This window comes from Peristeroidobacter soli, from assembly GCF_004138485.1.
In the GTDB taxonomy this organism is placed as follows: domain Bacteria; phylum Pseudomonadota; class Gammaproteobacteria; order Steroidobacterales; family Steroidobacteraceae; genus Steroidobacter; species Steroidobacter soli.
Map to the genome: position 1 here is coordinate 997,606 of NZ_ML142848.1, position 23,851 is coordinate 1,021,456.

Annotated in this window: 23 protein-coding genes and 1 pseudogene; 3 read left to right on the forward strand and 21 right to left on the reverse strand. The window is 62.9% G+C overall.

Going from position 1 to position 23,851, the window contains the following annotated elements:
• Positions 1-31 precede the first annotated feature (31 nt).
• Positions 32-2,395, forward strand: a complete 2,364-nt coding sequence (locus EKO19_RS04005; protein WP_175596948.1) for a serine/threonine-protein kinase — start codon at positions 32-34, stop codon at positions 2,393-2,395.
• A 51-nt stretch (positions 2,396-2,446) separates the two neighbouring features.
• Here EKO19_RS04005 and EKO19_RS04010 read toward each other — a convergent pair whose 3' ends face one another.
• From EKO19_RS04010 to crcB, 15 genes and pseudogenes are all read right to left on the reverse strand, one after another.
• Positions 2,447-4,759 carry a TonB-dependent receptor gene (locus EKO19_RS04010; RefSeq protein WP_129775101.1) on the reverse strand — a complete coding sequence of 771 codons (2,313 nt, stop codon included), beginning with the start codon at positions 4,757-4,759 and terminating at the stop codon, positions 2,447-2,449.
• A gap of 25 nt (positions 4,760-4,784) precedes the next feature.
• Positions 4,785-6,119, reverse strand: a complete 1,335-nt coding sequence (locus EKO19_RS04015) for a metal-dependent hydrolase family protein (protein ID WP_129775102.1) — start codon at positions 6,117-6,119, stop codon at positions 4,785-4,787.
• A 28-nt stretch (positions 6,120-6,147) separates the two neighbouring features.
• Complete coding sequence (locus EKO19_RS04020; protein WP_129775103.1) at positions 6,148-6,621, reverse strand: GlcG/HbpS family heme-binding protein; 474 nt, start codon at positions 6,619-6,621, stop codon at positions 6,148-6,150.
• Entirely contained in the window at positions 6,621-8,909 is a 2,289-nt protein-coding gene (locus EKO19_RS04025) for a PQQ-dependent dehydrogenase, methanol/ethanol family (RefSeq protein ID WP_129775104.1), read from the reverse strand. The genes EKO19_RS04020 and EKO19_RS04025 overlap by 1 nt, the downstream gene beginning before the upstream one ends.
• Positions 8,910-9,075: 166 nt before the next feature.
• Positions 9,076-10,014 (reverse strand): helix-turn-helix transcriptional regulator, encoded by a 939-nt coding sequence (locus EKO19_RS04030; protein ID WP_129775105.1) that lies wholly within the window; start codon positions 10,012-10,014, stop codon positions 9,076-9,078.
• A 19-nt stretch (positions 10,015-10,033) separates the two neighbouring features.
• Entirely contained in the window at positions 10,034-11,149 is a 1,116-nt protein-coding gene (gene flhB / locus EKO19_RS04035; protein WP_129775106.1) for a flagellar biosynthesis protein FlhB, read from the reverse strand.
• Between the two features lie 9 nt (positions 11,150-11,158).
• On the reverse strand, positions 11,159-11,938 hold the full coding sequence (gene fliR / locus EKO19_RS04040) for a flagellar biosynthetic protein FliR (RefSeq protein WP_129775107.1): 780 nt from the start codon (positions 11,936-11,938) through the stop codon (positions 11,159-11,161).
• A 12-nt stretch (positions 11,939-11,950) separates the two neighbouring features.
• Entirely contained in the window at positions 11,951-12,220 is a 270-nt protein-coding gene (fliQ, locus tag EKO19_RS04045; protein WP_129775108.1) for a flagellar biosynthesis protein FliQ, read from the reverse strand.
• Entirely contained in the window at positions 12,217-12,984 is a 768-nt protein-coding gene (gene fliP, locus EKO19_RS04050) for a flagellar type III secretion system pore protein FliP (RefSeq protein WP_129775983.1), read from the reverse strand. Before fliP ends, fliQ begins: the two co-directional genes overlap by 4 nt.
• A complete protein-coding gene (fliO, locus tag EKO19_RS04055) occupies positions 12,984-13,526 on the reverse strand; it encodes a flagellar biosynthetic protein FliO (protein WP_129775109.1) in 543 nt (180 codons plus the stop codon). Before fliO ends, fliP begins: the two co-directional genes overlap by 1 nt.
• Positions 13,523-13,777 (reverse strand): annotated as a pseudogene (fliN, locus tag EKO19_RS39725) (flagellar motor switch protein FliN); the annotation flags it as partial. The gene fliO and the pseudogene fliN, both read right to left, overlap by 4 nt.
• 148 nt (positions 13,778-13,925) lie before the next feature.
• Positions 13,926-14,930 (reverse strand): flagellar motor switch protein FliM, encoded by a 1,005-nt coding sequence (gene fliM / locus EKO19_RS04065; protein WP_129775111.1) that lies wholly within the window; start codon positions 14,928-14,930, stop codon positions 13,926-13,928.
• Between the two features lie 16 nt (positions 14,931-14,946).
• The gene (locus tag EKO19_RS04070) at positions 14,947-15,447 is read right to left on the reverse strand and encodes a flagellar basal body-associated FliL family protein (protein ID WP_129775112.1); all 501 of its coding nucleotides are present in this window, start codon (positions 15,445-15,447) and stop codon (positions 14,947-14,949) included.
• A gap of 228 nt (positions 15,448-15,675) precedes the next feature.
• Positions 15,676-16,197, reverse strand: coding sequence for a GNAT family N-acetyltransferase (locus EKO19_RS04075; protein WP_129775113.1), 522 nt, complete (start codon positions 16,195-16,197; stop codon positions 15,676-15,678).
• A 17-nt stretch (positions 16,198-16,214) separates the two neighbouring features.
• Positions 16,215-16,595: a fluoride efflux transporter CrcB gene (crcB, locus tag EKO19_RS04080; RefSeq protein ID WP_129775114.1), complete on the reverse strand. Its 381-nt coding sequence runs from the start codon at positions 16,593-16,595 to the stop codon at positions 16,215-16,217.
• A 116-nt stretch (positions 16,596-16,711) separates the two neighbouring features.
• Between crcB and EKO19_RS04085 the strand changes: the two genes are divergently transcribed.
• Positions 16,712-17,833, forward strand: coding sequence for a hypothetical protein (locus EKO19_RS04085; protein ID WP_129775115.1), 1,122 nt, complete (start codon positions 16,712-16,714; stop codon positions 17,831-17,833).
• Positions 17,834-17,840: 7 nt separating this feature from the next.
• Here EKO19_RS04085 and EKO19_RS04090 read toward each other — a convergent pair whose 3' ends face one another.
• Genes EKO19_RS04090 through EKO19_RS04100 form a run of 3 tightly spaced genes read right to left on the reverse strand, consistent with a single transcriptional unit; the run spans position 17,841 to position 20,307 of the window.
• A complete protein-coding gene (locus tag EKO19_RS04090) occupies positions 17,841-18,428 on the reverse strand; it encodes a 2-hydroxychromene-2-carboxylate isomerase (protein ID WP_129775116.1) in 588 nt (195 codons plus the stop codon).
• Complete coding sequence (locus tag EKO19_RS04095) at positions 18,425-18,892, reverse strand: hypothetical protein (protein WP_129775117.1); 468 nt, start codon at positions 18,890-18,892, stop codon at positions 18,425-18,427. The genes EKO19_RS04090 and EKO19_RS04095 overlap by 4 nt, the downstream gene beginning before the upstream one ends.
• Entirely contained in the window at positions 18,889-20,307 is a 1,419-nt protein-coding gene (locus tag EKO19_RS04100) for an FAD-binding oxidoreductase (RefSeq protein WP_129775118.1), read from the reverse strand. The genes EKO19_RS04095 and EKO19_RS04100 overlap by 4 nt, the downstream gene beginning before the upstream one ends.
• Positions 20,308-20,437: 130 nt before the next feature.
• Between EKO19_RS04100 and EKO19_RS04105 the strand changes: the two genes are divergently transcribed.
• The gene (locus EKO19_RS04105) at positions 20,438-21,178 is read left to right on the forward strand and encodes a helix-turn-helix domain-containing protein (protein ID WP_129775119.1); all 741 of its coding nucleotides are present in this window, start codon (positions 20,438-20,440) and stop codon (positions 21,176-21,178) included.
• Here EKO19_RS04105 and EKO19_RS04110 read toward each other — a convergent pair.
• From EKO19_RS04110 to fliI, 3 genes are read right to left on the reverse strand one after another with little or no spacing between them, the layout of a single operon-like run.
• The gene (locus EKO19_RS04110; RefSeq protein ID WP_157995110.1) at positions 21,175-22,053 is read right to left on the reverse strand and encodes a flagellar hook-length control protein FliK; all 879 of its coding nucleotides are present in this window, start codon (positions 22,051-22,053) and stop codon (positions 21,175-21,177) included. The two genes, EKO19_RS04105 and EKO19_RS04110, sit on opposite strands and share 4 nt — an antisense overlap.
• 40 nt (positions 22,054-22,093) lie before the next feature.
• Positions 22,094-22,531, reverse strand: coding sequence for a flagellar export protein FliJ (gene fliJ, locus EKO19_RS04115; protein ID WP_129775121.1), 438 nt, complete (start codon positions 22,529-22,531; stop codon positions 22,094-22,096).
• Between the two features lie 5 nt (positions 22,532-22,536).
• Positions 22,537-23,811 carry a flagellar protein export ATPase FliI gene (gene fliI, locus EKO19_RS04120; protein ID WP_246038851.1) on the reverse strand — a complete coding sequence of 425 codons (1,275 nt, stop codon included), beginning with the start codon at positions 23,809-23,811 and terminating at the stop codon, positions 22,537-22,539.
• Positions 23,812-23,851: the final 40 nt, after the last annotated feature.

Here is a 23,851-nt window from a genome sequence, read left to right on the forward strand (position 1 = left end):
GCCCCTCGGAGCAGGCGGGAGTAGTTCAAGAATGGCCAATGACGAAGGCGAGGTCCTGCGCTGGTTCGAGCGTGCTCTGGAGCGGCCCGCCGCCGAACGCTACGACTGGTTGGTGGATCAACATCTGCCGGACTGGCTGCGCCGGCGAGTGGAACGTTTGCTCGAAGCCGATGCCGAGATCGACAGCCAGTTCCTGGAACCCACCCCGGCGTGGCCGGACTACGGCGCATTCCCGCAAATAGGCGAATGCCTCGGCAACTACGAGTTGGTGCGACAACTGGACGCCGGCGGCATGGGCGTCGTCTTTCTGGCGCGGCGCGCCGACGCTACTTTCGAGCAGCAGGTCGCCATCAAGGTGATCCGCCCCCTGCACCTGGAGAGCGCGCCCGCCCTCCGCCGGCGCCTGATCGAACGCTTCGAGAATGAGCGCGCCCTGCTCGCCCGCCTCGATCATCGCAATGTGGCGCGCATTCTGGACGGCGGCAGTACCCGCTCGGGCATGCCCTACCTGGTGATGGAATATGTCGACGGCCCTTCGCTGATCGAGTACTGCGACCGCAATCGTCTGGACGTGCGCGCGCGGGTCGCCCTGTTTCGTAAAGTGTGCGAAGGCGTGCAGGACGCTCATCGACACCTCATCGTGCATCGTGACCTCAAGCCGGAGAACATCCTGGTCGGCGCCGACGACGAACCGCGCCTGCTGGACTTCGGTATCGCGCGCACGCTGGAGAAGCAGGATCGGGATTTCAGCGGCGTGACTCACCTGACGGCCATGACCCCGGCTTACGCCAGCCCCGAGCAAGTCCGGCGACAGCCGCTGACCACCAGTTCCGACGTCTATTCGCTGGGCGTCGTGCTGTATCAGTTGCTCTCGGGAAAGCGCCCGTACGAGCTCGCCGAGCTCACACCGACGCAAGTCGAGCAGGTCGTCTGCTACAGCACGCACGAACCTCTGAGGAAATCTCTGCGACAGGCGCCACTGTCCGAAGCGGAGCGGGATACGCGTGCCGCTCAGCTATCGACGGATCTCGATCGCATCGTGGCCAAGGCCATGCATCGCGACCCCGAACGTCGCTACGCGTCGGCGCGCGAGCTGGCGGACGATCTGCAGCGTTATCTCAGCGGCCGGCCGGTGGCCGCGCATCCAGATTCCATGTGGTATCGAGCACGCAAGTTCGTCGGCCGCCATCGCGTCGGCAGCGCGGCAGCGGTGGTCGCGACGCTCTCGGTTCTCACAGCGACGGGGATTGCGTGGTGGCAAGCCGACGCGGCCCGCCGCGCCGCCGCCGATACCCGGCTGATCAACCAGTTTCTGCTCGATGTGCTGCAGATGTCGGACCCCTTCGACGCCGGCAGCGAACTGACGCTGAGCCGGGCGTTGGATCAGGCGGCCTCCGGCATCGACGAGCGCTTCGCCGGTCGGCCCGACCTGAGCGCCGAGATTCGATTCGGTATCGGCTACAGCATGCTCAGCCGCTATCGGCTCGAGGCCGCCGAGCGACAGCTGACGCAGGCATTGGAGGAGAGCCTGGCGCAATTCGGGCCCGAGGACATTCGAACGTTGCGCGTACTCGACGGCATCGCGGGTCTGCGGCAGGAACAAGGCCGCATCGACGAAGCTCGGACAGCTTACGAACGAGTCATCGCCACCGTCGAGGCCACGCATCAGACCGGCGATCCGTTGTATGTGACGCTGCTCGGCAATCTCGGCAACCTGCATCTGGTCCAGGAACAATATCCGGAGGCCGAGCGCTGGCTGCTGCGCGCGCAAGCAGCCATCGACCAACGCAACGACGGCCTGACACTGGATCGCGCCAATCTCTACAACAATCTCGCACACGTTACGCACGGAATGGAAGACTACGAGCGTGCGGAGGCGTTCTACGTCCGCGCGCAAGCAATGTATGAGCAGTTGTTTCCCAATGGCAACCCGGACCTGGCGAGCCTGCTCAACAACCACGCACTGCTCGCGGAAGATCGAGGTCGCACGGCAGAGGCACTGAGCCTGCATCGTCGTTCGCTCGAGGTGCGTCGTCGCGTGTTCGGCAGCGAACATCCGATGGTCGTGGTCGCGCTCGCCAATGTGGCGCGCAACTCGACCAAGATCGATCCGCCGCAATCGCTCGCCATGGCGCAGGAGGCCGCCGACATGGCAGATCGCGTCTACACCGAGCCGGCGAGCCGCCATGCGTCGGTTTATGCAACGCTGGCCGAAGCGCGATTGGCAACGAGCGACCTGGATGGCGCGGTCGAAGCGCTCACGCACGCCATAGCGCTACTGGAAAAAGTAACGGCCCCTCCCCCCAGCGTGGGACGCTATCTGGAACGCGTGCGCGTGGCGCTGTGCGAGCAGCATCGCACGGCCCGCATTTGCGCTATCGAGCAAACGCACTGACGATTGTCGGTCGGGCACCCGCAGGGGTGCCCGACCTCGCCTCCCACGGCGTTAGAAGTTGACGCGCGCGCCGACGCCAATCGTACGAGGACGCAGCGTGGTCGCCGACGACTCGCCTGAGGTGCGGGAGAAGTCCAGATAGGGCGACTCGTCGAGCAGGTTGTTGACGAACAGCCGGTACTGCCAGTCGCCGCGGAAGATCGTGAAGTTGAGATTCACGATGTCGTACGAGCCCTGGATCTGCGTGATGTTGGGCACATTCGCCGACGTGCCGTTCGGATACGACACCAGCATGGTCGTATCGAACTGACGCAGGCTCGAATCGCGATATTGATACTCGGCGCGAATCGTCGCATCCATGGTCTCGCTCAACCGGAACTTGTAATCGCCGTACAGGTTGCCCATCCACTCCGGCGTGTCGAGCACGGACTGACCGACCTGCGCCGAAACGCCAGGCGCGGATTCAGTGATCTCAGCATCTGTGTAGCTCGCAGTACCGCCGATCGTCAGCGCATCGGTCACCGCAGCTTCGATCGCAAGTTCCGCGCCCTTGATCTCCGCCGCGCCAACGTTACCGACGAATTGGAATCCGCACGTCGGCAAGTTCACCTGCTGCTGAATCTTGCTCCAGTCCGTGTAATACACCGCCGCGTTCACCGTCGCGCGACGATCGAGCACCTGATTCTTGCTGCCGACTTCATACGTCCACAACGTATCCGGCCGATAGCTGTCCGGCACGCGATCGATACCGAGACGCTCGAAGTCCGGCGCGCACAACGGGCTGTTGGTGTTGAAACGATTCGGTCCGCCCTGACGGAAGCCCTTGCTCGCCGTCGTGTAGAGCAGATTGTCCGGCGTGGCCCGCCAGGTGAGCGAGACTTTCGGTGTCAGGCCGTCTTCGCTGCTCTTCTTGTTGTCGACGGTGCTGGCGCCGCCGTTGAAGATGCCGTCGAACTCGGCGTTGACCGTCTGATCCTGGTCGAAGTAGCGCAGGCCGACCGTCAGGTCCAGGTTGGAAAGAATCTCGAACGTGAGCTCGCCGAACGCGGCGAACTGTTTGCTGTCGGTGCGCTGATCGCCGAAGTAAGTGACATCGGTACCCAAACCGAACGGCACGCCGGCCCCCACCGTGGTCACGACCTGCAACAGCTCATCTTCCTGATCGGCGTAGTACAAGCCGCCCACCCACTGCAGACGGCCGCCGATCGCTTCACCCGACAGGCGCAATTCCTGCGTGAACGTCTTGGTGGTCGTATCGGAAGTGTTGTAAGAGTCGTACGGGAAGAACGCGCCCGCCAGGTTGCCGATGAACAGCGAGTAGTCGCGATCCCAATTCACGTCGCGATCGACATAGGCACTGATCGAGGTGAGGGTCGCGCCGCCGAAGTCATTGGTGATCGTGAGGCTGTAGATGCCCACGTCGTCCTTGGTCGGCTGGGCAAAGCGATACGACGCCCGATATTCCGGCAGGTTGGTGAAGAAAGTGTCCGTACCGTCCTTGTCGCTTTTCTGGAAGAACACCGCCGGCACGATGGTCAACGTATCCGTCGGCGTGTACTTCGCGGACAGGCGCACTGAAAGCAAGTCGCGCTCGTTGCTATCGTCCTGACGGAAATTGCTCAACGTCGAGTAACGGGTCGGCTGGATCGCCGCGGGCGGGTTGGTCGTGCTGCGCGTCCAGACTTCAGTATCGCCGTTGGGAACGTTGTCGACGTAGCCGCCGGTCTTGCGATAAGACACGCCACCGCGCACCGCCAGCTTCTCCGCGACGAGCGGAATGTTTGCGACGCCTTCGGCTTCATAAGAAATATCGCCACCGCGCGTGCTCGACATGCCAGCCGCTGTGGAGAACGACGTCTTATCGATCTCAGCCTGACGGCTCACGTACTTGATGGCGCCGCCCATGGCACTGCCACCGTACAACGTGCCCTGCGGCCCCTTCAGAACTTCGACCCGTTCGAAGTCGAAGAACGCCGGATCGATGGCGCCCGCGAAGCCGGTGGAGATGGACACGAGCGAAATGTCGTCGAGATACACGCCCACCGTCGGGCTCGACGCCTCGGTGCTGATGCCACGAATCGCGTAGCGGCTCTGGCCGGGCTCGGTGCCGGCGAAAGAAACACCTGGCACGCTGCGTAACAAGTCCTGGAATTGCGTGATGCCCTGCTGTTCCAGCTGCACGCCCGAGACCGCAGTGACCGCCATCGGCACCTCCTGCAGTTTCTGTTCGCGCTTCTGAGCGGTGACGACGATTTCCTCCAGCCCTTCTCCGGCAGCGCTTTCCTGAGCGAAAGCGTGCAACGGAATCGTGCTGGCAAGGACCGCCGCGCTCATCGCGGCGGCAAGATGAGTTCGGTTGTTCACTGGCGATGACCTCGGGATGGATTTATCAGAATGCGACGGGGTTGCCGTCTGCCTTATAGGTGCGTCCCTGCTTCATCACGAACGAAATCCGCTCGAGCAGGCGAATGTCGGTGAGCGGGTCGCCTTGCACGGCGACAATGTCCGCGAAATGACCGGGCTGCAGCGTGCCGATGTCCTTGCTGCGATCGAGCAGATCGGCCGCGTTCTGGGTAGCCGCGCGAATCGCTTCGAACGGCGGCACGCCCGCCTCCACCATGTAGCCGAACTCGCGAGCATTGCGACCGTGCGGATACACACCGGAGTCCGTGCCGAATGCGATCGGCACACCGGCCTTCCAGGCGCGGCCGAGTGCGGCCACCATGAGCGGGCCGATCTCGAGTGCTTTGGCCTGCACGGACGGAGGGAAGAAACCGGGCGTCTTCGCGGCCTCAGCAACAGACGCGCCGGCGATAACAGTAGGAACCAGGTAGACGTGATTCTTCTTCATGAGCGCGTACGTCTTCGGCGTGAGATACGTGCCGTGCTCGACTGAAGAAACACCCGCTGACACCGCGATATATGCACCCTCATCGCCGTGCGCGTGGGCCGCCACTTTCAAGCCGTGACTCTTCGCGGTCTCGACAATCGCCTGCAACTCGGGCGATGTGAACTGCGGGCCTGAGCCGTGATCGGCAACTGACATCACACCGCCGGTTGCCGTGACCTTGATGACATCCGCGCCGCGCTTGATGGCGATCCGCGTGCCGCGAATGGCGCTGTCGACACCGTCGACGACGCCGTCGGCTTCCGTCGGATGGAACAACTCTTCCCGATATCCCGCGGACGGATCACCATGGCCGCCCGAAATCGACAACAAATTCGTGGCAACGAGCATGCGAGGTCCCGGCACGTCGCCGCGCTCGATGGCGTTCTTGAGCGCGACATCGACCAGATGCTGACCGCCAAGATCTCGCACCGTCGTGAAGCCGGTCATCAGCACGGTCTTCGCGTTACGCGCGGCTTTGTAAGCAATGTCACCGTCGGTGTCGACGAACTTGCTCAGATAGGCGCCCTTGCCAAATTCCATCGTGAGGTGGGTATGGCTGTCGATGAAGCCGGGCAGGCAGGTGGCCTTACGCAGATCGATCGTCTGCGCGCCGGCCGGTGCGGCTGTGAAGCCGCTGTCGACGCGGACCACGCGGCCTTGTTCGATGACGATGGAACGTTCGGATAGAGGTTGAGCCGACGCGGCCGGATCGATGAGCGTGCCGCAATGGACAACGATGCTCGAAGCCGGCTCGGCTGCGTGCGCGACGCCGCCAATCAACAAGCCAATAGCGGCACGAACCAGCAAGGAAAGAGGACGGATGGGTTGGCTCATGAATCTCTCAACGATAGCCCGCAGGCCCTCAGCTCTTCGCCTTCAACGCTTCGACGGCACTATTCGCGCACGCGGCGTCTTGATCCGGATGTCCGCCCGACACCCCCACTGCGCCCGCAACCGCTTCAGCGCTGCGAGCGAACGGCACGCCGCCTGGAATCGACGTCAGCTCCATGGTGATGAACGCATCGCGCGTGCCCGCATCACCTTGCACGATCGGCGACAGCACCGCCGTCGGCGCTCGCGTGCGAATCGACGTCCGTGCTTTGAGCAACGCTGCGTCGACGGCCACGGGCATCGCCCCGTCCTGTCGCTTCGATGCGATCAACGCGCCGCTCGCGTCCACGACGACCACGCTCACCGGCGGCATTTTGTTAGCAGCGGCGTATGCGAAGCAGCTGGCGATCATTCTCTCGGCCGAAGCAAGTGCGGAATCGGCGGCGAGTGCGGAGGGCCCGGCGCACAACACGCAGGCAGCCAGTAACGTTCTCAGGCGTGACATCAGTGGGCAGCTCCAGTGGAAGCGGTAGCCGGCGAATGACCCGGCGCAGACTTGGAAGAATTGGGCAGCTCAGGTGCAGTAGCCGGCACGTGAGGCGCGGTCTGCGGCGCATGGGGCGCAGACTGAGGAGCGTTCTGCTCCTCATACGCGCTCCACGCCGAGTCGACGAGGGCCGCGCGAATCTGCTGAGCCTGCGCGGACGTGAGCAAGTTCGCGAACGAACCCATGCCTTTGGAAGCGCGCACGCCCTTCAACACGATGTCTTCGAATTCCTGGTGAGTCTGCGCACTCATCCAGCGCAGATCGGGAATCGCGCCCGGGCCTTCGTTCGCATGACAACGCGCACAGTTGCGCTTCAACAATTCGTTGCCGGTCTCGATGTCCGCAGCCGAACCGAAACGCTCCACCGACGGGCGCGGAACAGAAGAAACATGCTCCTTCTCGGCCGGCTTCGGCACCGGGCCGCCGTCGATCTTGAATGTCACGATGCGCCCGGCATTGCCATAGCGTTCGGCAGCAGTGCCGACGGGATGCACACCACCGAGCGCGCCACCGTAGCCGGCCATCACCGAAACGTACTGAACGCCGTCGAGCTCATAAGTCATCGGCGCAGCCATGATGCTGGTGCCGATGTCGATGGCCGCGAGCGGATGACCATCGGTCGCGCGATAGACGTGCAGCGCGCCGGTCGACTGGCCCTGGAACACCAGATTGCCCGACGTGGTCATCACGCCGCCGCCATTCCAGATCGCGTTCATCTGGCCCACCCACTGGCCGGACGTTTCAACTTCCCACACGACTTTGTTTGCTACCGGATCCCAGGCGCGCAGGAAGCCGCGAATGGTCGTGTCGGGCTGGCCTTTGCCCAGCTCGGACAACGGCGGCAGATGTTTCGCCGCCGGCCCTTCCAATCCCCAATTGCCCGCGTGCGCCGCCGGGAACGCATACATCGCGCCGGCATTGGCGCCACCCTTGGCATAGACAAACGGCTCGGCAGGAATCCAGAACACCGCGCTCGCTTCCAGCGTCGGGATGTAAACCAGCCCCGTCTCCGGGTTGAACGCCATCGGATGCCAGTTGTGGCCGCCCGCGGGCGAAGGAAACACCAGCTTCGGACCGTTGCTGTAATCGGCCAGCCCCGTTTCGATGGCACGGCCGGTTTGCTGATCGACGCCGGACGCCCAATTCACCGGCACATAAGGCCTGGCGGAGAGCAGCTCGCCAGTCGCGCGATCGAGCACATAGAAAAAACCATTCTTCGGTGCCTGCATCAGCACCTGACGCGTCTGCTCGCCGATCTTCAGATCGGCAAGGATCATCTTCTGAGTGGCGGTGTAGTCCCACTGATCGCCGGGCGTGGTCTGGTAATGCCAGGCCATCCGGCCGGTCTTCGGATTGATCGCGAGAATCGACGCAACGTACAGATTGTCGCCGCCGTTCGGGCTACGCAGCTTGCGCGGGTACAACGCGGAGTTGCCGACGCCCACGTACAGCAGATCGAGCTTGGCGTCGTAGGCCATGCCGTCCCAAACGGTGCCGCCGAGGCCGACATCAAAACGTGACTTGGGATCCCAGGTCTTCGCGGCCGCTTCCAGCTCGGGATGTTCGAACGGCCCGGTCGAGCTGCCCGGCACGGTATAGAAGCGCCACGCCAGCTCGCCGGAGCTCACCTTGTAGGCAGTGATGTAGCCGCGCGCATCGAGCTCGCCGCCTGAATTGCCGATGACGACGACATCACCCGCGACGTACGGCGAGCCAGTGACGGTGTAGCCGCGCTCGTGGTCGACGATCGTATCGGCCTGCCACAAGACTTTGCCGTCCTTGGCGTCGAGAGCCGACAACCGGCCGTCGATGGACGCCGTGAATACGCGCCCTTCCGCGAACGCGAGGCCGCGGCTGACGATGCCACAACAAACTTTGCTGGTGATGGAGTTGTCGACCTTTGGATCGAACACCCAGCGGCGTTGCCCGGTGCGTGCATCGACAGCGTGCACGAATCCCCACGGCGCGCTGGCATACATCACGCCGTCGACCACGACGGGCGTGGCTTCCTGGCCGTGCGTCGTTTCGAGATCGTAATGCCAGGCGAAGCCGAGCCGGCCGGCATTGGACTCGTCGATCTGCTTCAGCGGGGAATGATAAGTCTGGGCCTCGTCGTGGCCGCCGGTCAGCCAGCCGGCGTCCGCCGACGCCGATGCTTTCGGAGCCGCGGCCTCATGTTTGGAGCAGCCGGATGCCAGCAGGCCCAACACAGCCACGGCGGACCACGCACGCCACGCATTGCTCACTAGCCGTTCTCCCGAATCGATCCCCAGTGACGGTGTTTTACGCGATGTCGGCCGGCCCGGCTTACGCGATCCTCACTAAGTCATTCGAGATCGTCACTATCGGGCGGTAGCTCGGAAAAGTCGCGCCTTTTGCCGGGCGTATCGAAAGGGCCTCGGCCGCTTTCGATCATCGAGCCGGCAATGCTCGGGCTTCGCTGGGGGAATGGCCGAAGTAGCGGTGGAATGCCGAGCTGAACGCGCCGGTCGAGGAATAGCCGACCGACAAAGCGACCTCTGAGACATTGAGGCTGGATTCGCGCAGCAGGCGCCGCGCTTCATTCATCCGCAAGCCGCTGGCGAAGTCGAAGATGGACACGCCGAACAGCGTGCGAAAGCCGGTGCAGAGCTTGTTGCGATTGAGCCCGAACTCGCGGGCCAGGTCCTCGATGCGGGTGCCTTCCATGAAACCGGCTTCCAGGCGCTCGCGGACCTGTTGCAGCTGGCGCTTGTCCCGCTCGGTCAGCCGGACCGACGAACCCCGGGCCTCAGCCGGCGACACCAGGTGCTCCACGACGGTATGGATGAATTCCAGCGCCTTGGCTTCCAGAAACAACTTACGCATCGGGCCGGAGCTGCGACAGCCGAGAATTTCCCGGGCGAGCCGGATCTCATCGGGCGTCGGTACGGCGGTGGCCAGGCGTGGGGAATAAGCGTACCGGCTGATCACGTCTTCGAGCGCGACCGGCACATTGGTGCTACCGGTGTCGAGGTATTCGAGGAACCGCTGCCGCTCCATGGCGACCGTGATCGACACTTCCTCGTGATGGGCGAAGATGTGGTCGATCTTGGGCAGGTCGCGCTCGTGAAGCAGGACGGCGGTGGCCGTGTCGTCGAGGGCCAGCATGTCGTAGCCGTCGAAGGTCAGCGAGCGCCGACCCGACAGCCGGACATGGAATTTGATCATGTCCTCGCCGTGGATCAGGCTATCGAAGCGCTCGCGCAGGCGGTAGTTGTCGATAGAAAGCCACAGCCGGCCGAAATCCACCAGTTCCGACGTCCCCGTGCCCGGCATGTCCAGGGTCGGCGGCACGAACGTGGCGGGTAATGACAGCGGCGGCTCGGTCATGGCGACCGAGTCTATGCCATTACTCTTCGACCGTCACATCCGGCCGCGGCGGCGGCTGGAAGCCGGAACGTTTCGCGACCCGCAGCTGGAAGACGTAGGTCAGGACCTGAGCGACGGCCTGATAGACGGTGGAGGGAATCTCGCCACCAATATCGACGTTTCTATACAACACACGGGCCAGCGGCGGCGCTTCGAAGATCGGCACGTTGTTTTCCGCCGCGATCTCACGGATACGGGCGGCGACCAGGTCTACGCCCTTGGCGACGACGATCGGGGCGCGCATGCGGTTCTCGTCATAACGCAGAGCCACGGCGAAGTGCGTCGGGTTGGTGACGATCACGTCCGCCTTCGGCACGTCCTGCATCATGCGCTGGCGGGCCATCTGCTGTTGCAACTGACGGATGCGGCCCTTCACTTCCGGCGAGCCCTCCGATTCCTTGTGCTCTTCGCGGATTTCCTGGCGGCTCATCTTCAACTGTTTGGCGTACGTATACAGCTGATACGGCACGTCGATGCCGGCGATGATCAGCAAGCCGGCCGTAATAGATATGAGTGCCTTGCCGGCCAGGGTGATGGTGTGAGCAATGGCCTGGTCGAGCGGCTCCTGACCCAGACCGAGCAACAGATTGACGTCCTTCCAAAGCACGATCACGGCGATCAGACCGACGATGCCGAACTTGGCAAGCGCCTTGACCAGCTCGATCACGGCGCGCGAGGAGAAGATGCGCTTCACGCCTTCCAAAGGATTCAAGCGATTGAACTGCGGCGCGAGCGCTTCGGTACTGAACGACCAACCGCCGAGTGCGAGCGGCGCAAGCAGCGCCGCGAGACAGATGATGCCGAGCACGGGCGCGCACATCTTCAATCCATCGATGGCCGCGCTGGTCAGGGAGGGAATCATCTGTGACGAATCCAGCGCCTGCTCGCGAGTCAGCGTCAGGCTGCGTTCCATGAAACCAAACATCTTGGCGGCGATCCGATCGCCCATCATGTATAGCGCCGCCGCGGCCGACATGGTCACCGCCGCCGCGCTCAACTCCCTGGATCTGGGGATCTGGCCTTTGCGCCTCGCATCCTCGAGGCGCTTGGGAGTGGCACTTTCGGTTTTTTCCTGTGCGTCATCACCCTCTGCCATACGTCACCCCTATGGCGAGATTCTGAGCAGCGTACGGATGACTCCGAACGCCGCTTCGAGTGATTGATTGAAAGCGACCAGCACCGAGGGCAGGCCGACGTACATGATCACCAGGCCGGAGATCAGCGTGATCGGGAAACCGACCGCGAACAGATTCAGCGTCGGGGCGGCGCGGCTCATCACGCCGAACGCCAGGTTCACGACCAGCAGCGCGGCCATGCCGGGCAACGCCACGACCAACGCGCCCGCGAACAGCTGACTACCCCACTCGCCCAGGCGCCAGATCATCTCGCTGTTGAGCCCGGTCATGCCCACCGGCAAGGTCGTGAAGCCTTGCACCAGCAGTTCGATCAGCACCAGATGACCGTTGATCGCCAGGAACGTCAACGTCACCAGAATCATATACATCTGACCGAGCACCGGCGTGCTCACACCGCGCAGCGGATCGACGTTGAACGCGAAACCCAGACCCATCGTGTTGGCCAGCAACTGGCCGCCCATGGCGAGCGCATCGAAGATCAGCTGCAACGCGAACGCGCTGGCGAAGCCGATCAACACCTGATGCAGGGTCACGATCACGGCGGCGAACGAAAACACTTCGACGTTCGGCGCCGGAATCAGCGGCGCGACGATGAACGTGATCGCGCCGGCCAGAAACAATCGCACGCGCGGCGGCACGAAGCCGGCACCGAAGATGGGCGCCATCATGAAACAGGCGCCGATGCGCAGGAACGGCCACAGGTACTGCGCCAGCCAGGCTTCGAGCTGTCCCGTGGTGAGATTGATCATCGGCTTGCGTCGTCAGCCAATGAGACCGGGAATGCTCTCGAACAGCTCGCGCGTGTAGCCGACGATGAGCTTGAGCATCCAGGGGCCGGCGATCACCAGCGTCGCCGCCATGCCGAGCAGCTTGGGAATGAACGACAGGGTCATTTCGTTGATCTGAGTCGCCGCCTGGAACACGCCGACCAGCAAGCCGATCGCCAGCGCGGCGAGCAGCAGCGGCGCCGCCAGCAGCATGGTGATCTCCAGCGCGTGGCGGCCGATCGTCATGATGGTCTCGGGCGTCATGTGTAGAAGCTCGCTGCCAGCGTGCCCATGATCAGGCTCCAGCCATCGACCAGCACGAACAGCATCAATTTGAAGGGCAAGGAGATCAGCACCGGCGACAGCATCATCATGCCCATGGACATGAGCACGCTGGCCACCACCAGGTCGATGATCACGAACGGAATGAAGATCAGGAAGCCGATCTGGAACGCCGACTTCAGCTCGCTGGTCGCGAACGCCGGCACCAGGATGCGCAACGGCACGTCCTCGGGCTTGTCGAAGCCCTGGCCGCCGGAGATGCGCACGAAGGTCGCGATATCGCTTTCGCGCGTCTGATCGAGCATGAACTTCTTGAGCGGCTCCACGCCGGTGTTCATGGCGGTGGTCGCGTCGATCTTGCCTTCCATGTATGGCTGCACGGCCTGCGTGTTCACCTGGTCGAGGACCGGTCCCATCACGAACAGCGTGAGAAACAACGACAGACCGATCAACACTTGATTCGGCGGCGCCTGGCCGGCGCCCAGTGCCTGACGCAGGATGGCCAGTACGATGACGATGCGCGTGAACGCCGTCATCATCAGCACGATGCCCGGCAACAGCGTGATCGCCGTCATCAGGATCAGGATCTGCAAGGTCAGCGAATATTGCTGACCGCCGCCCGGCGCGGTGGAAACAGTGACCGCCGGAATGCCCTGAGCAAAAGAAATGAACGGTGCGAGCAGCAACAGCGCCGCCAGCGCATACCGCGCGAGCCCCCGGCCGCGCAGCTTGTCGAAAGCTCGCATCACAGCCCGAGGCTCCGCTTCAGGATGGTTTTGAAATCGGTGGGGTGCTGCGGCGTCGAGCCGTCCGCTGCAGGAGCCGGAACTGACGGTGTCTGCGGCGTCACGGGTTCATCGAGAACGTGCAACGTGTTCACGCGGCCGGGAGCCACGCCGATCAGCAGCTGTTGCTTGCCGACCTGCACGAGCACGACGCGTTCTTTCTGACCGACGACGACCTCGGTGACCACCTGAAGCGCGCCGTTACCAAACTTGCCGAAGCCCCGCAGACGACGCGTCACCCAGGCGGCGGCGAACACGACGCCCAACACGAGCAACAACGACAGCGTCACTTGAGTCAGACTGCCCGCGCCGACGGCGGCGGGTGCCTGGGACGCTTCGGGAGCCGCGAATTTCTCGGCGGCGAACACCATCGGCGCGGCTAGACACAGAACGCCGATCACGGCCGTGACGGCCAGACCTCGAAGTGCCACGCCACGAATGACGGACAGCATCAAGGTGCGCGGCATGAGAACTTTCGCCTGACTCACTTCGACTCGACTCACTTCAGCTTGCGGATGCGCTCGGACGGGGAGATCACGTCGGTGAGACGGATGCCGAACTTCTCGTTCACGACCACGACTTCGCCGTGCGCGACCAGCGTGCCGTTGACGAACACGTCGAGCGGCTCGCCGGCGGCGCGATCCAGCTCCACCACCGAGCCCTGGTTGAGCTGCAGCAGGTTGCGGATCGGGATGCGCGTGCGGCCCACTTCCATCGACAGCGTGACCGGCACGTCGAGAATGACGTCCAGATTCACATCGCCGGGCACGCCGGTCGGAATGCTGGCCTCGGCCGCGGGCGGTTGGGTGGCGGCGTTGCGCTGACGCTGCTCCTGTTCCAGCAGCTCGGCAAACTGGGCGGCCTGGGCCGCCTCCATCGCTTCTCTACTCATGCTCATGGTTTCAAGCCTTCGCGTTCAGAACGTCCAGCAGCCGCGGACGCACACGGGAAATACGATCTTCGATCTGCACGGCCTGCTGGCCGTTGGAAACACCGAACTTGCCCCGGAAGATGGGCACGTCCTCGGCCATGATGGTGGCGCGACCGTTGAAGTCGCACGGCAGGATGTCGCCCGCCTTCAGATCCATCAGCTGGCGCATGGTCAGCTTGGCACGGCCTAGAAGTGTCGTTAATTCCACGTCCGCGTCCTCGATCTCTTCCTTCAGCGCGCTGACCCAGCGCTCGTCGTGCTCGACGCGATCGCTCGCCACGCCGGCGTCCAGCAACTCGCGCAGCGGCTCGATCATCGCGTACGGCATGGTGATGTGAATGTCGCCGCCACCGCCGTCGAGCTCGACGTGGAAGCTGGTGATCACCACGATTTCGGTCGGGCTCACGATGTTGGCGAAGTGCGGATTGATTTCGGAGTTGACGTACTCGATGTCCAGGCGCTGCACGTGCGACCAGGCTTCCTTCAGATCGGCGAACACGTGTTTGAGCAGCATGTGAATGATCCGCTGCTCGGTCGCGGTGAACTCGCGACCTTCGATCTTGGCGTAACGGCCGTTGCCGCCGAAGAAGTTGTCGACCGTGGTGAACACCAGTTTCGGATCGAGCACGATCAGGCCGGTGCCCCGCAGCGGCGCGATCTTCACCAGATTCAAATTGGTCGGCACGTGCAACGAATGCACGTATTCGCTGAACTTCAGCATCTTCACCGGTGCGACCGCGACCTCCGGGGTCCGGCGCAGCAGGTTGAACAGGCTGATACGAAACAGGCGCGCGAACCGCTCGTTGATCATCTCGAGCGTGGGCATGCGCCCGCGCACGATGCGCACCTGGTTCGAGAAATCGTAATTGCGCGCCTCGCCGGGCGCGATCGGCGCTTCAGTCTTGACCGCGCCGCTGTCTACGCCATGTAGCAGGGCATCGATTTCATCTTGATTTAGAATGTCACTGCCGGACATGTCTCAATCTCTGTGGTTACTGCATCACGAAGCTGGTGAAGTACAACTGCTCGACGTTCTCGGCCTTGCCGCCTTCGGCCGCGATCACGTCGGCCACTGCCTTGAGCGCCTCGGTGCGCAGCTGCTCCTTGCCTTCACGCGAGCTCAGCGTCTCGAAGGTCTGGCCCCCCAGCAGCATCAACAGGTCGTTGCGCAGCTTCGGGTCGTGCTGCTTGATCATCTCGGCGGTCGCCGGATCCCGGGTCATCACTTCGACGCTGACCTGGAGGAAACGCATCATGCCTTTGTTCTGGAAGTTGACCACGAACGGCGGATCGAACTTGCTGTAGATGGCCGGCAGCTTCGCGGTCGGCACGGCGGCGGCTTCGGCGTGCTCTTCCTTGCCCTTCTTGGCGGTCATGAAATACACGCCACCGCCCGCTGCTCCCGCAGCGAGCACCGAGCACAACACGATCACCAGCATTTTGGATTTGCCGGGAGGCGCCGCAGGAGCGTCACCAGCAGGAGCGTCAGACATCGCGCATTTCCTCGAAGACTTCGTCGCACGCCGGTTAAAGAGCAAGCCACGTGCCACGCCCTGCCCCGAGCATGCAAGTGATTAATTCAAAAGGGAAATACGCGAAAAACACAGTGTGAACTGCGACACACCGCAAGTGCGCGACAGAATCCTGACGCGGGCACTTGAGCAGCACGTCACAGTTACCTGCCAGCTCGGCTCCGCCAGTGTCAAAGGCTGGACGCTCGCTCAGCCGTCCATCGGATGCAGCGGCGTGCGTAAAGTCAGCTGATAGAACGCCAGATCCAGCCAGCCGCCGAATTTGAAGCCCGACTCACGGATCGTGCCGGCGTGCACGAAGCCGAGCTTCTCATGCATGGCGATGCTGCCGGCGTTGGTCGCATCGATGCCGCCCACCATCACGTGCAAATCCTGCGCACGAGCCGCCTCTATCAGACGTTTCATCAGCGCCAGACCGAGACCCTTGCCTCGGTGATCCTGGTGCACGTACACCGAATGCTCGACGGTGTACTTGTACGCCGGACGCTCGCGGAACACACCGTACGTGGCGAACCCCATCAGTGTGCCCTGCTCGTCCTCGACGCCGATGACCGGATAGCCCTTCGCCTCCTTGGCCTTGAACCAGGTCACCATGCTGTCTGGTGTGCGCTCGACATACTCATAAACCGCGGTGGACGTGCGGATCTGCTCGTTGAGGATGTCCAGAATCGCCGCGCCGTGGTCGGAAAGAGTGCAGGTCAGGAACTTCATCGCTCGCTCCTCATCGGTCACGCGCTACGCGCCGTGATCCCGTAGCCCAACCATGCAACCAGCAAGCCAAGGACGATGCTCACGACCACGTTGGCGATCGCGACGCCCGCCTCGCCCCGCTTGAACAGCAACAGCGTCTCCAGGCCGAACGCCGAGAACGTGGTGAACCCGCCCAGGATGCCGGTGAACAGGAACACGCGCTCCTCCGGCGTGAAAAAGTCCTGCTTCACGGCCATGCCTGCCAGCAACCCGGCGATGAAACAGCCGATGACATTGACGGCGAGCGTGCCGATGGGAAAGCGCCAGTTCGGCGTCGCGTGCAACACCCAACCGGACAGCTTGAAGCGCGCCATCGAGCCGAGGGCGCCGCCTAGCGCGACGAGCAGGATCTGTTTCAATTTGTCACCTCGCCAGCACGATATCGCAGCAGTTGCTCTTTGAATATCTGGTGTAACCCTTCGACCCGCCGCTCGCGTCCAACCCGACGGACCGAATCATTGACGTCGAGGCAGCGATGTTTCAGCAGTTCACGCAGGCAGCGGCTGGCGCAATTCTATTCGCTTGCGGATGGTTGAGCATTACGAGTTGCTACGCCGGCGAAGACGGCTACATCACGACCGCCGCTGGCGAAGACGCCATCGGCCGATCCACGAGAGCCGCGCTTCAGGGAAATGGGAAGCTCGCAGCGTCGGTCCTGCTGGGCGTGCCGAGGAATCACTTCGCCGGCAAGGACATCGCCTATCGCCGATGCATGCTCCAGCGCTTCGGCGCGAAGTCCTCGGCGCCCTCTCGCCCGGACGTGGGCGATCCTTTCGTCAGCAAGGTCCTCGGCCTCTATCAGACGTATTGGTGGCGCGCGCTGATGGCGCCTACCGACCGCGATAGTCACGGCCGCCAGCTCCAGCGCGATCTCAGCGCGTTACTTGGTGAGCCGGACACGATCGACGACTGGGGCCTCCTCGATGAACGTGTCGCTCACGAACTGCGAGCACGAGGCTACTACTCTCAGCTCGGCAACACGCCGCCGCTGCGAGAGCTCATGATCTGGCGGAAACAGGACTCTTCGCAGCGCGAAGTTCAGCTGCCGGAACGCACTTATCCTGTGAAGCTCGAAGTGCTGAACGACTTCGTGACACGCGGTTGGAGCGCATTTGCACGTTGCGATCGAGGGTCGAACGGCGGCTGGGCCACCGATGAGCGCTTGTTCGCCGTCGGTCCCGCGTTTCCTCTTGGCCTGGACAGTGAAGCGTTCCGCGCCAGTTTGCTGGGCCATGAAACTCAGCACTTCGCGGATCTCCAACAGTTCCCCGCGCTCCAGCCCTGGGAGCTTGAATATCGCGCCAAGCTCGCCGAGCTGTGGATGTCGCGAGACTCGCTGCAGTTCCTGCTCAGCAAGTTCAACAGCGATCAAGGCGACGACCAGGGCGTGCCGCATCTGTTCGCGAACAGGCAAGTGATGCGGGATCTGCACGCGCACCTGGCCGAGAACGGCGTGAAATGCAGGCGCGATGACTTGTTCGACGTCGATCCCGATCGGCTTCGCGCAGCAGCCGTGCAGGTATTGAATCGAGACACGCGCGTTCGGGAATATGCGGCCAGCCTGGCCGTGACGAACCCGGCCAAGCCCGGCAAATGACCGCCGATCAGCGCAAAGCCCAGGCCAACGCGTCCTCCAACCGGTCGTTTCCCCAGAACAACTCGCGCCCGACGACGAAGGACGGCGCACCGAAGATGCCGCGCTCCATCGCTGCCGCGGTCTGAACTTTGAATTTGTCCTTGGCGAGCTGAGTTTGTGCCGTCGCCAGCAGGGTTGCAGCGTCCTGACCTGCTTGCGTCAGGCATCGCGCCACGACGTCCGGATTGGAAATCTCCGCGTCATCGGCAAAGTTCGCGCGATACACAGAGCGAACGAACTCTGGCACCCATGCCTCTTCCGAATGCGCACACACCACTCGCGCGGCAAGCAGGCCATTGCGCGGGAATTTGCTCGGTCTGCGCAACGGAAGATTGAGGCTCTCGCAGATGCGCTCCATGTCGCGCCACATGTAGCGGCCCTTGGCTTCATAGATATTGAATGGCGAATCGTTCCAGCCTTGCTGCTGAAAGATCGGCCCCAACAGGAAGGGCCGCCACGCCACCTGCACACCGCGCTCCGCCGCGAGCGCCTCGATGCGCATCGCCGCCGGATAGGAATACGTGCTCGCGAACTCGAACCAGAACTCGACCTTCATGCCGCCTCCCCCTTCTGAGCAGGCGGACATGCTAACCGACCCCGCCGCCCGAGCACGAGCAGGAACAACGCGAGCACCCAGTGAAAGGCGACTGGAATGCCGCCAGCGTCGATGACGTTCCCAGCGCCGCGCTGGAACTGCACGATCAACCGCAACAGCATCACTGCGAAATACACGACCGCGATCCGGCGTAGCCACAACTGCCCATTGCCCCGTGCACGATGCCCCGCCTGCATCTCGCGCATCACGACGGCCGACATGAGCATCAGAAGCGCGATCTGCAATGGCAGCAGGATCGGATAGGGAATCAGACCCGAGTACCAGTCGTGCATCGATGGCAACCAGGGCGGTGCCAGCAACAGTACCTCCAGCTGCCCCAACACGCGCAGCAAGAACAACGCAACGCAGCTCCACAGCACGACGATTCGCCCCGAACTCGACTCGAGCACGCGCGCGATGCTCATCGCGCCCCCGCGAATTGATCCCGGTAGTGCCGATACCAATCGCTCTGGAACACCTCGCGTGGATCGAAGCGCCTCTTGGCGGCGAGGAAATGCTCGAACGTTGGATAGCAAGTCCGCAATTGATCGGCCGTAGCGTGCCGGTGGTACGTGAGGAAGTAGCTACCGCCATGCTGAATGGCGATGTCGATCAACCGTCGAAATGCCTCCGCTGAAGCAGCCAGACCGCGCGGATCATGATCGACGTGCAAATTGAAAATCACACAAGCGAAGCGCTCGCGAGCCCAGGCGATCAAGGTCTCCGTATCCGGCTCGATCAAGCGCACGGTACCGTAAATGAAATCCACCCGGTGCCTGAGAAAGTCCCTGCGCACATCCAGCATGAACGCAGTCAGCCGTTGCCGCGGCACATACAACTCCGTGATCATCTCCGACCCGGGGACCTGCGGCAGCAACGCCTCATCGAGCTTGCCGTGATAGTCATCCAGGTACACGCTCAACTGATGCGTATCGCTCCAGTAGATCTGCCCTGACGACTGCAAATAGAAGTCCGCGAATTCATTGAACGCACGCAACTTGTTGCGATGAGCGAGGTACAGGAGCCGGCGCCAGTCCGCGGGTGACAATCGAATCTGGTTCGGCGGAATCGGTGTATCGGGCGCGACCGGCCGATAACAGGAGAAAACGCCGCGAGACAAAAATCCGCGATCCTCCGGCGCGCTCGAGAATTGGAAGTCGCCGTAGAGATAGCCTGCGTCGATGCGCTCCTGAAAGCGCTCCATGATCTGCTCGATCCGCGCGAGCTCCACGACGCGCTCGACCTTCTGCCGTGGCACCAGACGCAACTTCACCGAAGTGACGACACCGAACAATCCATAGCCGCCGACGATCAGCCGAAACAACTCGTAATTGCGCGTCCGGCTGCATGCCACGACCGAGCCGTCGGCCAGCACCACTTCGAGCGCTTCGATGTCGTTGACGAACGGCGCGTACGACAGCCCTCGTCCATGAATGTTTGCAGCGACGGCACCGCCGAGCGTCAGTCGATCCGCGCCAGTTTGCTTCTGGCGAATACCCCACGCGCTGGCGCCGTCGCGCTGCTCGATCACGTAGTGCCGCATCAAATCCGGCCAGGTGATGCCAGCCTCGGCGTGAATGATGCCGCGCTCCCGATCGAAGCCGAGCACCTTGTTCATGGATCGCATGTCGAGCAGCCAGGCATCCGTCGCGAACTGCTGGCCGCCCATGGCGTGACAGGAGCCGGCGACACTCAAGTGTTCGCTCGTCTTCACGGCACGAACCACATCCTCCACGCAGCGAGGAGTGAGACGGCCGAGCACACTCGTCGCATTGAGATGAGAGTGCCTGTCGTTGCAGAGCTCACGATGCCAGGAATCGATCGAGGTCAGCGCGTTCATGCCGTTCAGGTCCGTGTTGCCAGGAATGGGGCAAGCGTGCTGATCGACCCCCGGAATCCGCAACCAGGCTTGCGGAAGTATCGGGATTCGATACTCTGGGCCTCACCCGGCCAGACTGGAACCAGAACCGATGAGCGAGTGCGCGCAAATCATTGCCGTGTTGAAACGCAGCCTGAAGGCGCGAGGCACGACCTATCGCGACCTGGCCACGGCGGTGGGCCTGAGCGAAGCATCGATCAAACGCATCTTCGCCGAGGAAACGTTCTCACTGGCGCGGCTGGAGCAGATCTGCACGGCGCTGGGATTGAGCATCATGGAAGTCGCCAGAATGGCGGCCCAGCAGACCACGCCCGGCGGCCAGCAGCTCAGCATCGAACAGGAGGAAACACTGGCCAGCGATTCACGCCTGCTCGCCTGCTTTCATCTCCTGCTCAACGGACGCGAGACCCCGGCCATCGCCAGCGAGCTCGATCTGCCGGAGCGCGAGTTGCGTCGCCTGCTGGTGAAGCTGGATGCGGCCAGGCTGATCGAGCTACAGCCCAAGATGAAAGTACGGCTGCGCACGTCGAATGTGATTTCCTGGCGCAGTCACGGGCCGGTGCGCCGGCTCTATGAACAGCAGGTAAAAACGGAATTCCTGCAGTCCGATTTCAACGGCCGGCACGAGTCGATCAGCTTCGCCTCGGCGGAGTTGTCCGAGGCCTCGGCGAAAATCCTGACGCGTAAAGCCGAGCTGCTCGCGCGCGACTTCGCGGAACTCGCCGCGCTCGACTCGGGGCTGCCGGACAAGGACAAGCGCAGTATGGGCCTGCTGCTCGCCCTGCGCCCGTGGGTATTCTCGATGTACGACGGGCTGCGAAAGAAAGGTTAAGCGTACGCGTCGAGCAAGCCGAGCCGGACTTGAGCCGCCGACACGGAGGTCACGCCCTCATCGCCACCAAAGCCCGACGCTGACGACGAAGATTGCGGCGTCGGATTCTGCTGCTGACGCGGCGGCTCACGAGAAACGTTGGCATCCGCCAGCGACAGGCCCGTCGACGCAAACATTTCACGCAATCGAGGCAATGCGTTTTCGATGGCGTTGCGCGTATCGACATGGGCAGCACCGAACTGCACCGATGCCTGATCGCCATTCATCGTGATCCGCACCTCCAGCGGGCCGAGATGTTCCGGCGACAACCGCAGCGACGCCGTGTGCTTGCCCTGCTCCACCATCATGGTCATGCGCGAACCGATCTCATCGGCCCACTGCGCAGTGCCAACAGGAACGTTCACCGGGCGAGCGTGTGCGGAATCGGCCTGGCGCAGCGGCGACACGTTGTCGGCGGGCAATTGAGGAATCTCGAACTTGCCCTGGCCCGCTCCGTCCGGCTGAATCAGATCGGTGAGCAGCTGCGCTTCGGGAGCGACCGTCTCCTTCGACTTACCCAACCCGCCAGCGACACCTAGCAGCGCGCCCGCTTCGGCCCCGAGGTCAGGTTTCACTTCGGTCGGCATCACGGGCAAGGACAACGGCATCATGCCGATCATGTCGGTGGAGTCCGGATCGGTGTCCAACTCTTCCGTATCTTTGCTTGCGGGCAGCGCAGGCCCTGTCTGCATTGCTGTCGACGCAGGCGTCGGTGCGACCGCGCCGGCGAGCTGACCCAGCATCGACATGAAATCCACTGAAACACTCGACGGCGCGGCCGACGCCGACGTCGCGGGCGCAGCGGCAGCGGGTGTGGAAGTGCTGGCGACTGGCATGGGACCACCTGAAGAAGGAACACTGGGCGTCATGGTCGGATCAAGGTCTGGGAATCTTGCGTTGGGCGCGCTCGTCGCTTTCGCGCTGCTCGCGCCGTTCTGTCACATGGCGCTCTTCGGCCTGCCAGCGCTCGACCACGTGGCCCAGCGCCTTGGAACGTCGCAAAGCTTCCTGCCACTTTAAGCGCTCGGCCTCATGTTCGGCGCGGGCACGGGTCACAAGCGCCTGCTGCTGCTTGATGGCCTCGGCCAATCTTGCGAGAAAAGCCTGGTAATCGCGCATCTCCATGACGCCGATGCCGGTCGCGGCACGCTGCTGGAAGCCCTGTTCGTACTCGGCCTTGTAGCGCACCAGCTCGTCGAGTTTCTTATCGCCGTCCAGCACTCGTTTTTCGAACGTGGCGACGCTTCGAGCCAGCCGCTGCTGCGCCTCCTCGACGATGTGCTGAACCGGTTCGAGTCGTTTCGCTCGGGTCATCTAGTTCAACCGCCTACCAATGCCTGCAACTGCGCGAGGCTGGTGCGGTAGTCGACCGACTCGTGCACGTTCTGCTGGAGGAACTTCTGCATCGCCGGCCAGGCGGCGATTGCCGCGTCGATGCGCGGATCGCTGCCTTTGTTATAGGCACCGATCGCGATCAGGTCGCGGTTTTGCTGGAAGGTCGATAACGCCTGTTTGAACTGACGCGCCATCTGCGTATGTTCGTTCGGCACGATCTCGTGCATCACGCGGCTGATGGACGCTTCGACGTCGATGGCCGGATAGTGGCCAGCTTCGGCGTAACGACGGGTCAACACGATGTGGCCGTCGAGAATCGCGCGAGCCGAGTCGGCGATGGGATCCTGTTGATCGTCGCCTTCGCTCAGCACCGTATAGAACGCGGTGATCGAGCCCGACCCGCTGTCGCCGTTGCCGGCGCGCTCCACGAGCTGCGGCAACTTGGCGAACACGGACGGCGGATAACCTTTGGTGGCCGGCGCTTCGCCGATCGCGAGGCCGATCTCACGTTGCGCCTGAGCAAAGCGCGTGAGTGAATCCATGATCAACAACACATTCTTGCCTTGATCGCGGAAATACTCGGCAATCGCCGTTGCGCGCCACGCGCCATGCAAACGCATCAGCGGCGGGTTGTCCGCCGGCGACGCGACGACGATGGAGCGCGCCAGACCTTCCGGTCCGAGAATGCGTTCGACGAATTCTTTCACTTCGCGACCACGCTCGCCGATCAGACCGACGACGATGACATCGGCCGTCGTGTAGCGAGCCATCATGCCGAGTAGCACGCTCTTACCGACGCCGGAGCCGGCGAACAAACCGATACGCTGACCGCGACCGACGGTGAGCAACGAGTTGATGGCGCGCACACCGACATCGAGCGGTTCCTCGATGGGTTTACGCATCAGCGGATTGATCGGCGCACCGATCATGCGAATACGATCTTCACAATCCAGCGGCCCGAGGCCATCGAGCGCGTTGCCCGCGCCATCGATGATACGGCCCATGAGCTGCGGCCCGACAACCGCCGTGCCCGCACCTGTGCGAGGTACGACACGCGCGTTCGGTTTCAAACCATGAATGTCGCCGGTCGGCATGAGATATAAACGGTCGCCTGAGAAGCCGACGACTTCGGCTTCGACGCTGTGGCCGTTCGAGCCCAGCACGTCACAACGATCGCCGATCGCGGCCTGACAACCCGCGGCTTCGAGCGTGAGACCGATCATGCGAGTGAGCACGCCTTCAACCGGCGGCGGCTCCATTTTCTCGACGACTCGAGCGGCTCGCTGGAGCTGCCTGGCC

Excerpts from the sequence above, each read along its gene's own strand:
- EKO19_RS04105 (WP_129775119.1), top strand. The coding sequence starts at position 20,438 with ATGAGCGAGTGCGCGCAAATCATTGCCGTGTTGAAACGCAGCCTGAAG.
- EKO19_RS04100 (WP_129775118.1), bottom strand. The coding sequence starts at position 20,307 with ATGAACGCGCTGACCTCGATCGATTCCTGGCATCGTGAGCTCTGCAAC.
- fliR (WP_129775107.1), bottom strand. The coding sequence starts at position 11,938 with ATGATCAATCTCACCACGGGACAGCTCGAAGCCTGGCTGGCGCAGTAC.
- EKO19_RS04030 (WP_129775105.1), bottom strand. The coding sequence starts at position 10,014 with ATGACCGAGCCGCCGCTGTCATTACCCGCCACGTTCGTGCCGCCGACC.
- EKO19_RS04015 (WP_129775102.1), bottom strand. The coding sequence starts at position 6,119 with ATGAGCCAACCCATCCGTCCTCTTTCCTTGCTGGTTCGTGCCGCTATT.
- EKO19_RS04110 (WP_157995110.1), bottom strand. The coding sequence starts at position 22,053 with ATGCCAGTCGCCAGCACTTCCACACCCGCTGCCGCTGCGCCCGCGACG.
- EKO19_RS04020 (WP_129775103.1), bottom strand. The coding sequence starts at position 6,621 with ATGTCACGCCTGAGAACGTTACTGGCTGCCTGCGTGTTGTGCGCCGGG.
- EKO19_RS04095 (WP_129775117.1), bottom strand. The coding sequence starts at position 18,892 with ATGAGCATCGCGCGCGTGCTCGAGTCGAGTTCGGGGCGAATCGTCGTG.
- flhB (WP_129775106.1), bottom strand. The coding sequence starts at position 11,149 with ATGGCAGAGGGTGATGACGCACAGGAAAAAACCGAAAGTGCCACTCCC.
- fliM (WP_129775111.1), bottom strand. The coding sequence starts at position 14,930 with ATGTCCGGCAGTGACATTCTAAATCAAGATGAAATCGATGCCCTGCTA.
- EKO19_RS04005 (WP_175596948.1), top strand. The coding sequence starts at position 32 with ATGGCCAATGACGAAGGCGAGGTCCTGCGCTGGTTCGAGCGTGCTCTG.
- EKO19_RS04070 (WP_129775112.1), bottom strand. The coding sequence starts at position 15,447 with ATGTCTGACGCTCCTGCTGGTGACGCTCCTGCGGCGCCTCCCGGCAAA.
- fliQ (WP_129775108.1), bottom strand. The coding sequence starts at position 12,220 with ATGACGCCCGAGACCATCATGACGATCGGCCGCCACGCGCTGGAGATC.
- fliI (WP_246038851.1), bottom strand. The coding sequence starts at position 23,811 with ATGGAGCCGCCGCCGGTTGAAGGCGTGCTCACTCGCATGATCGGTCTC.
- EKO19_RS04090 (WP_129775116.1), bottom strand. The coding sequence starts at position 18,428 with ATGAAGGTCGAGTTCTGGTTCGAGTTCGCGAGCACGTATTCCTATCCG.
- fliJ (WP_129775121.1), bottom strand. The coding sequence starts at position 22,531 with ATGACCCGAGCGAAACGACTCGAACCGGTTCAGCACATCGTCGAGGAG.
- fliP (WP_129775983.1), bottom strand. The coding sequence starts at position 12,984 with ATGCGAGCTTTCGACAAGCTGCGCGGCCGGGGGCTCGCGCGGTATGCG.
- EKO19_RS04085 (WP_129775115.1), top strand. The coding sequence starts at position 16,712 with ATGTTTCAGCAGTTCACGCAGGCAGCGGCTGGCGCAATTCTATTCGCT.
- EKO19_RS04075 (WP_129775113.1), bottom strand. The coding sequence starts at position 16,197 with ATGAAGTTCCTGACCTGCACTCTTTCCGACCACGGCGCGGCGATTCTG.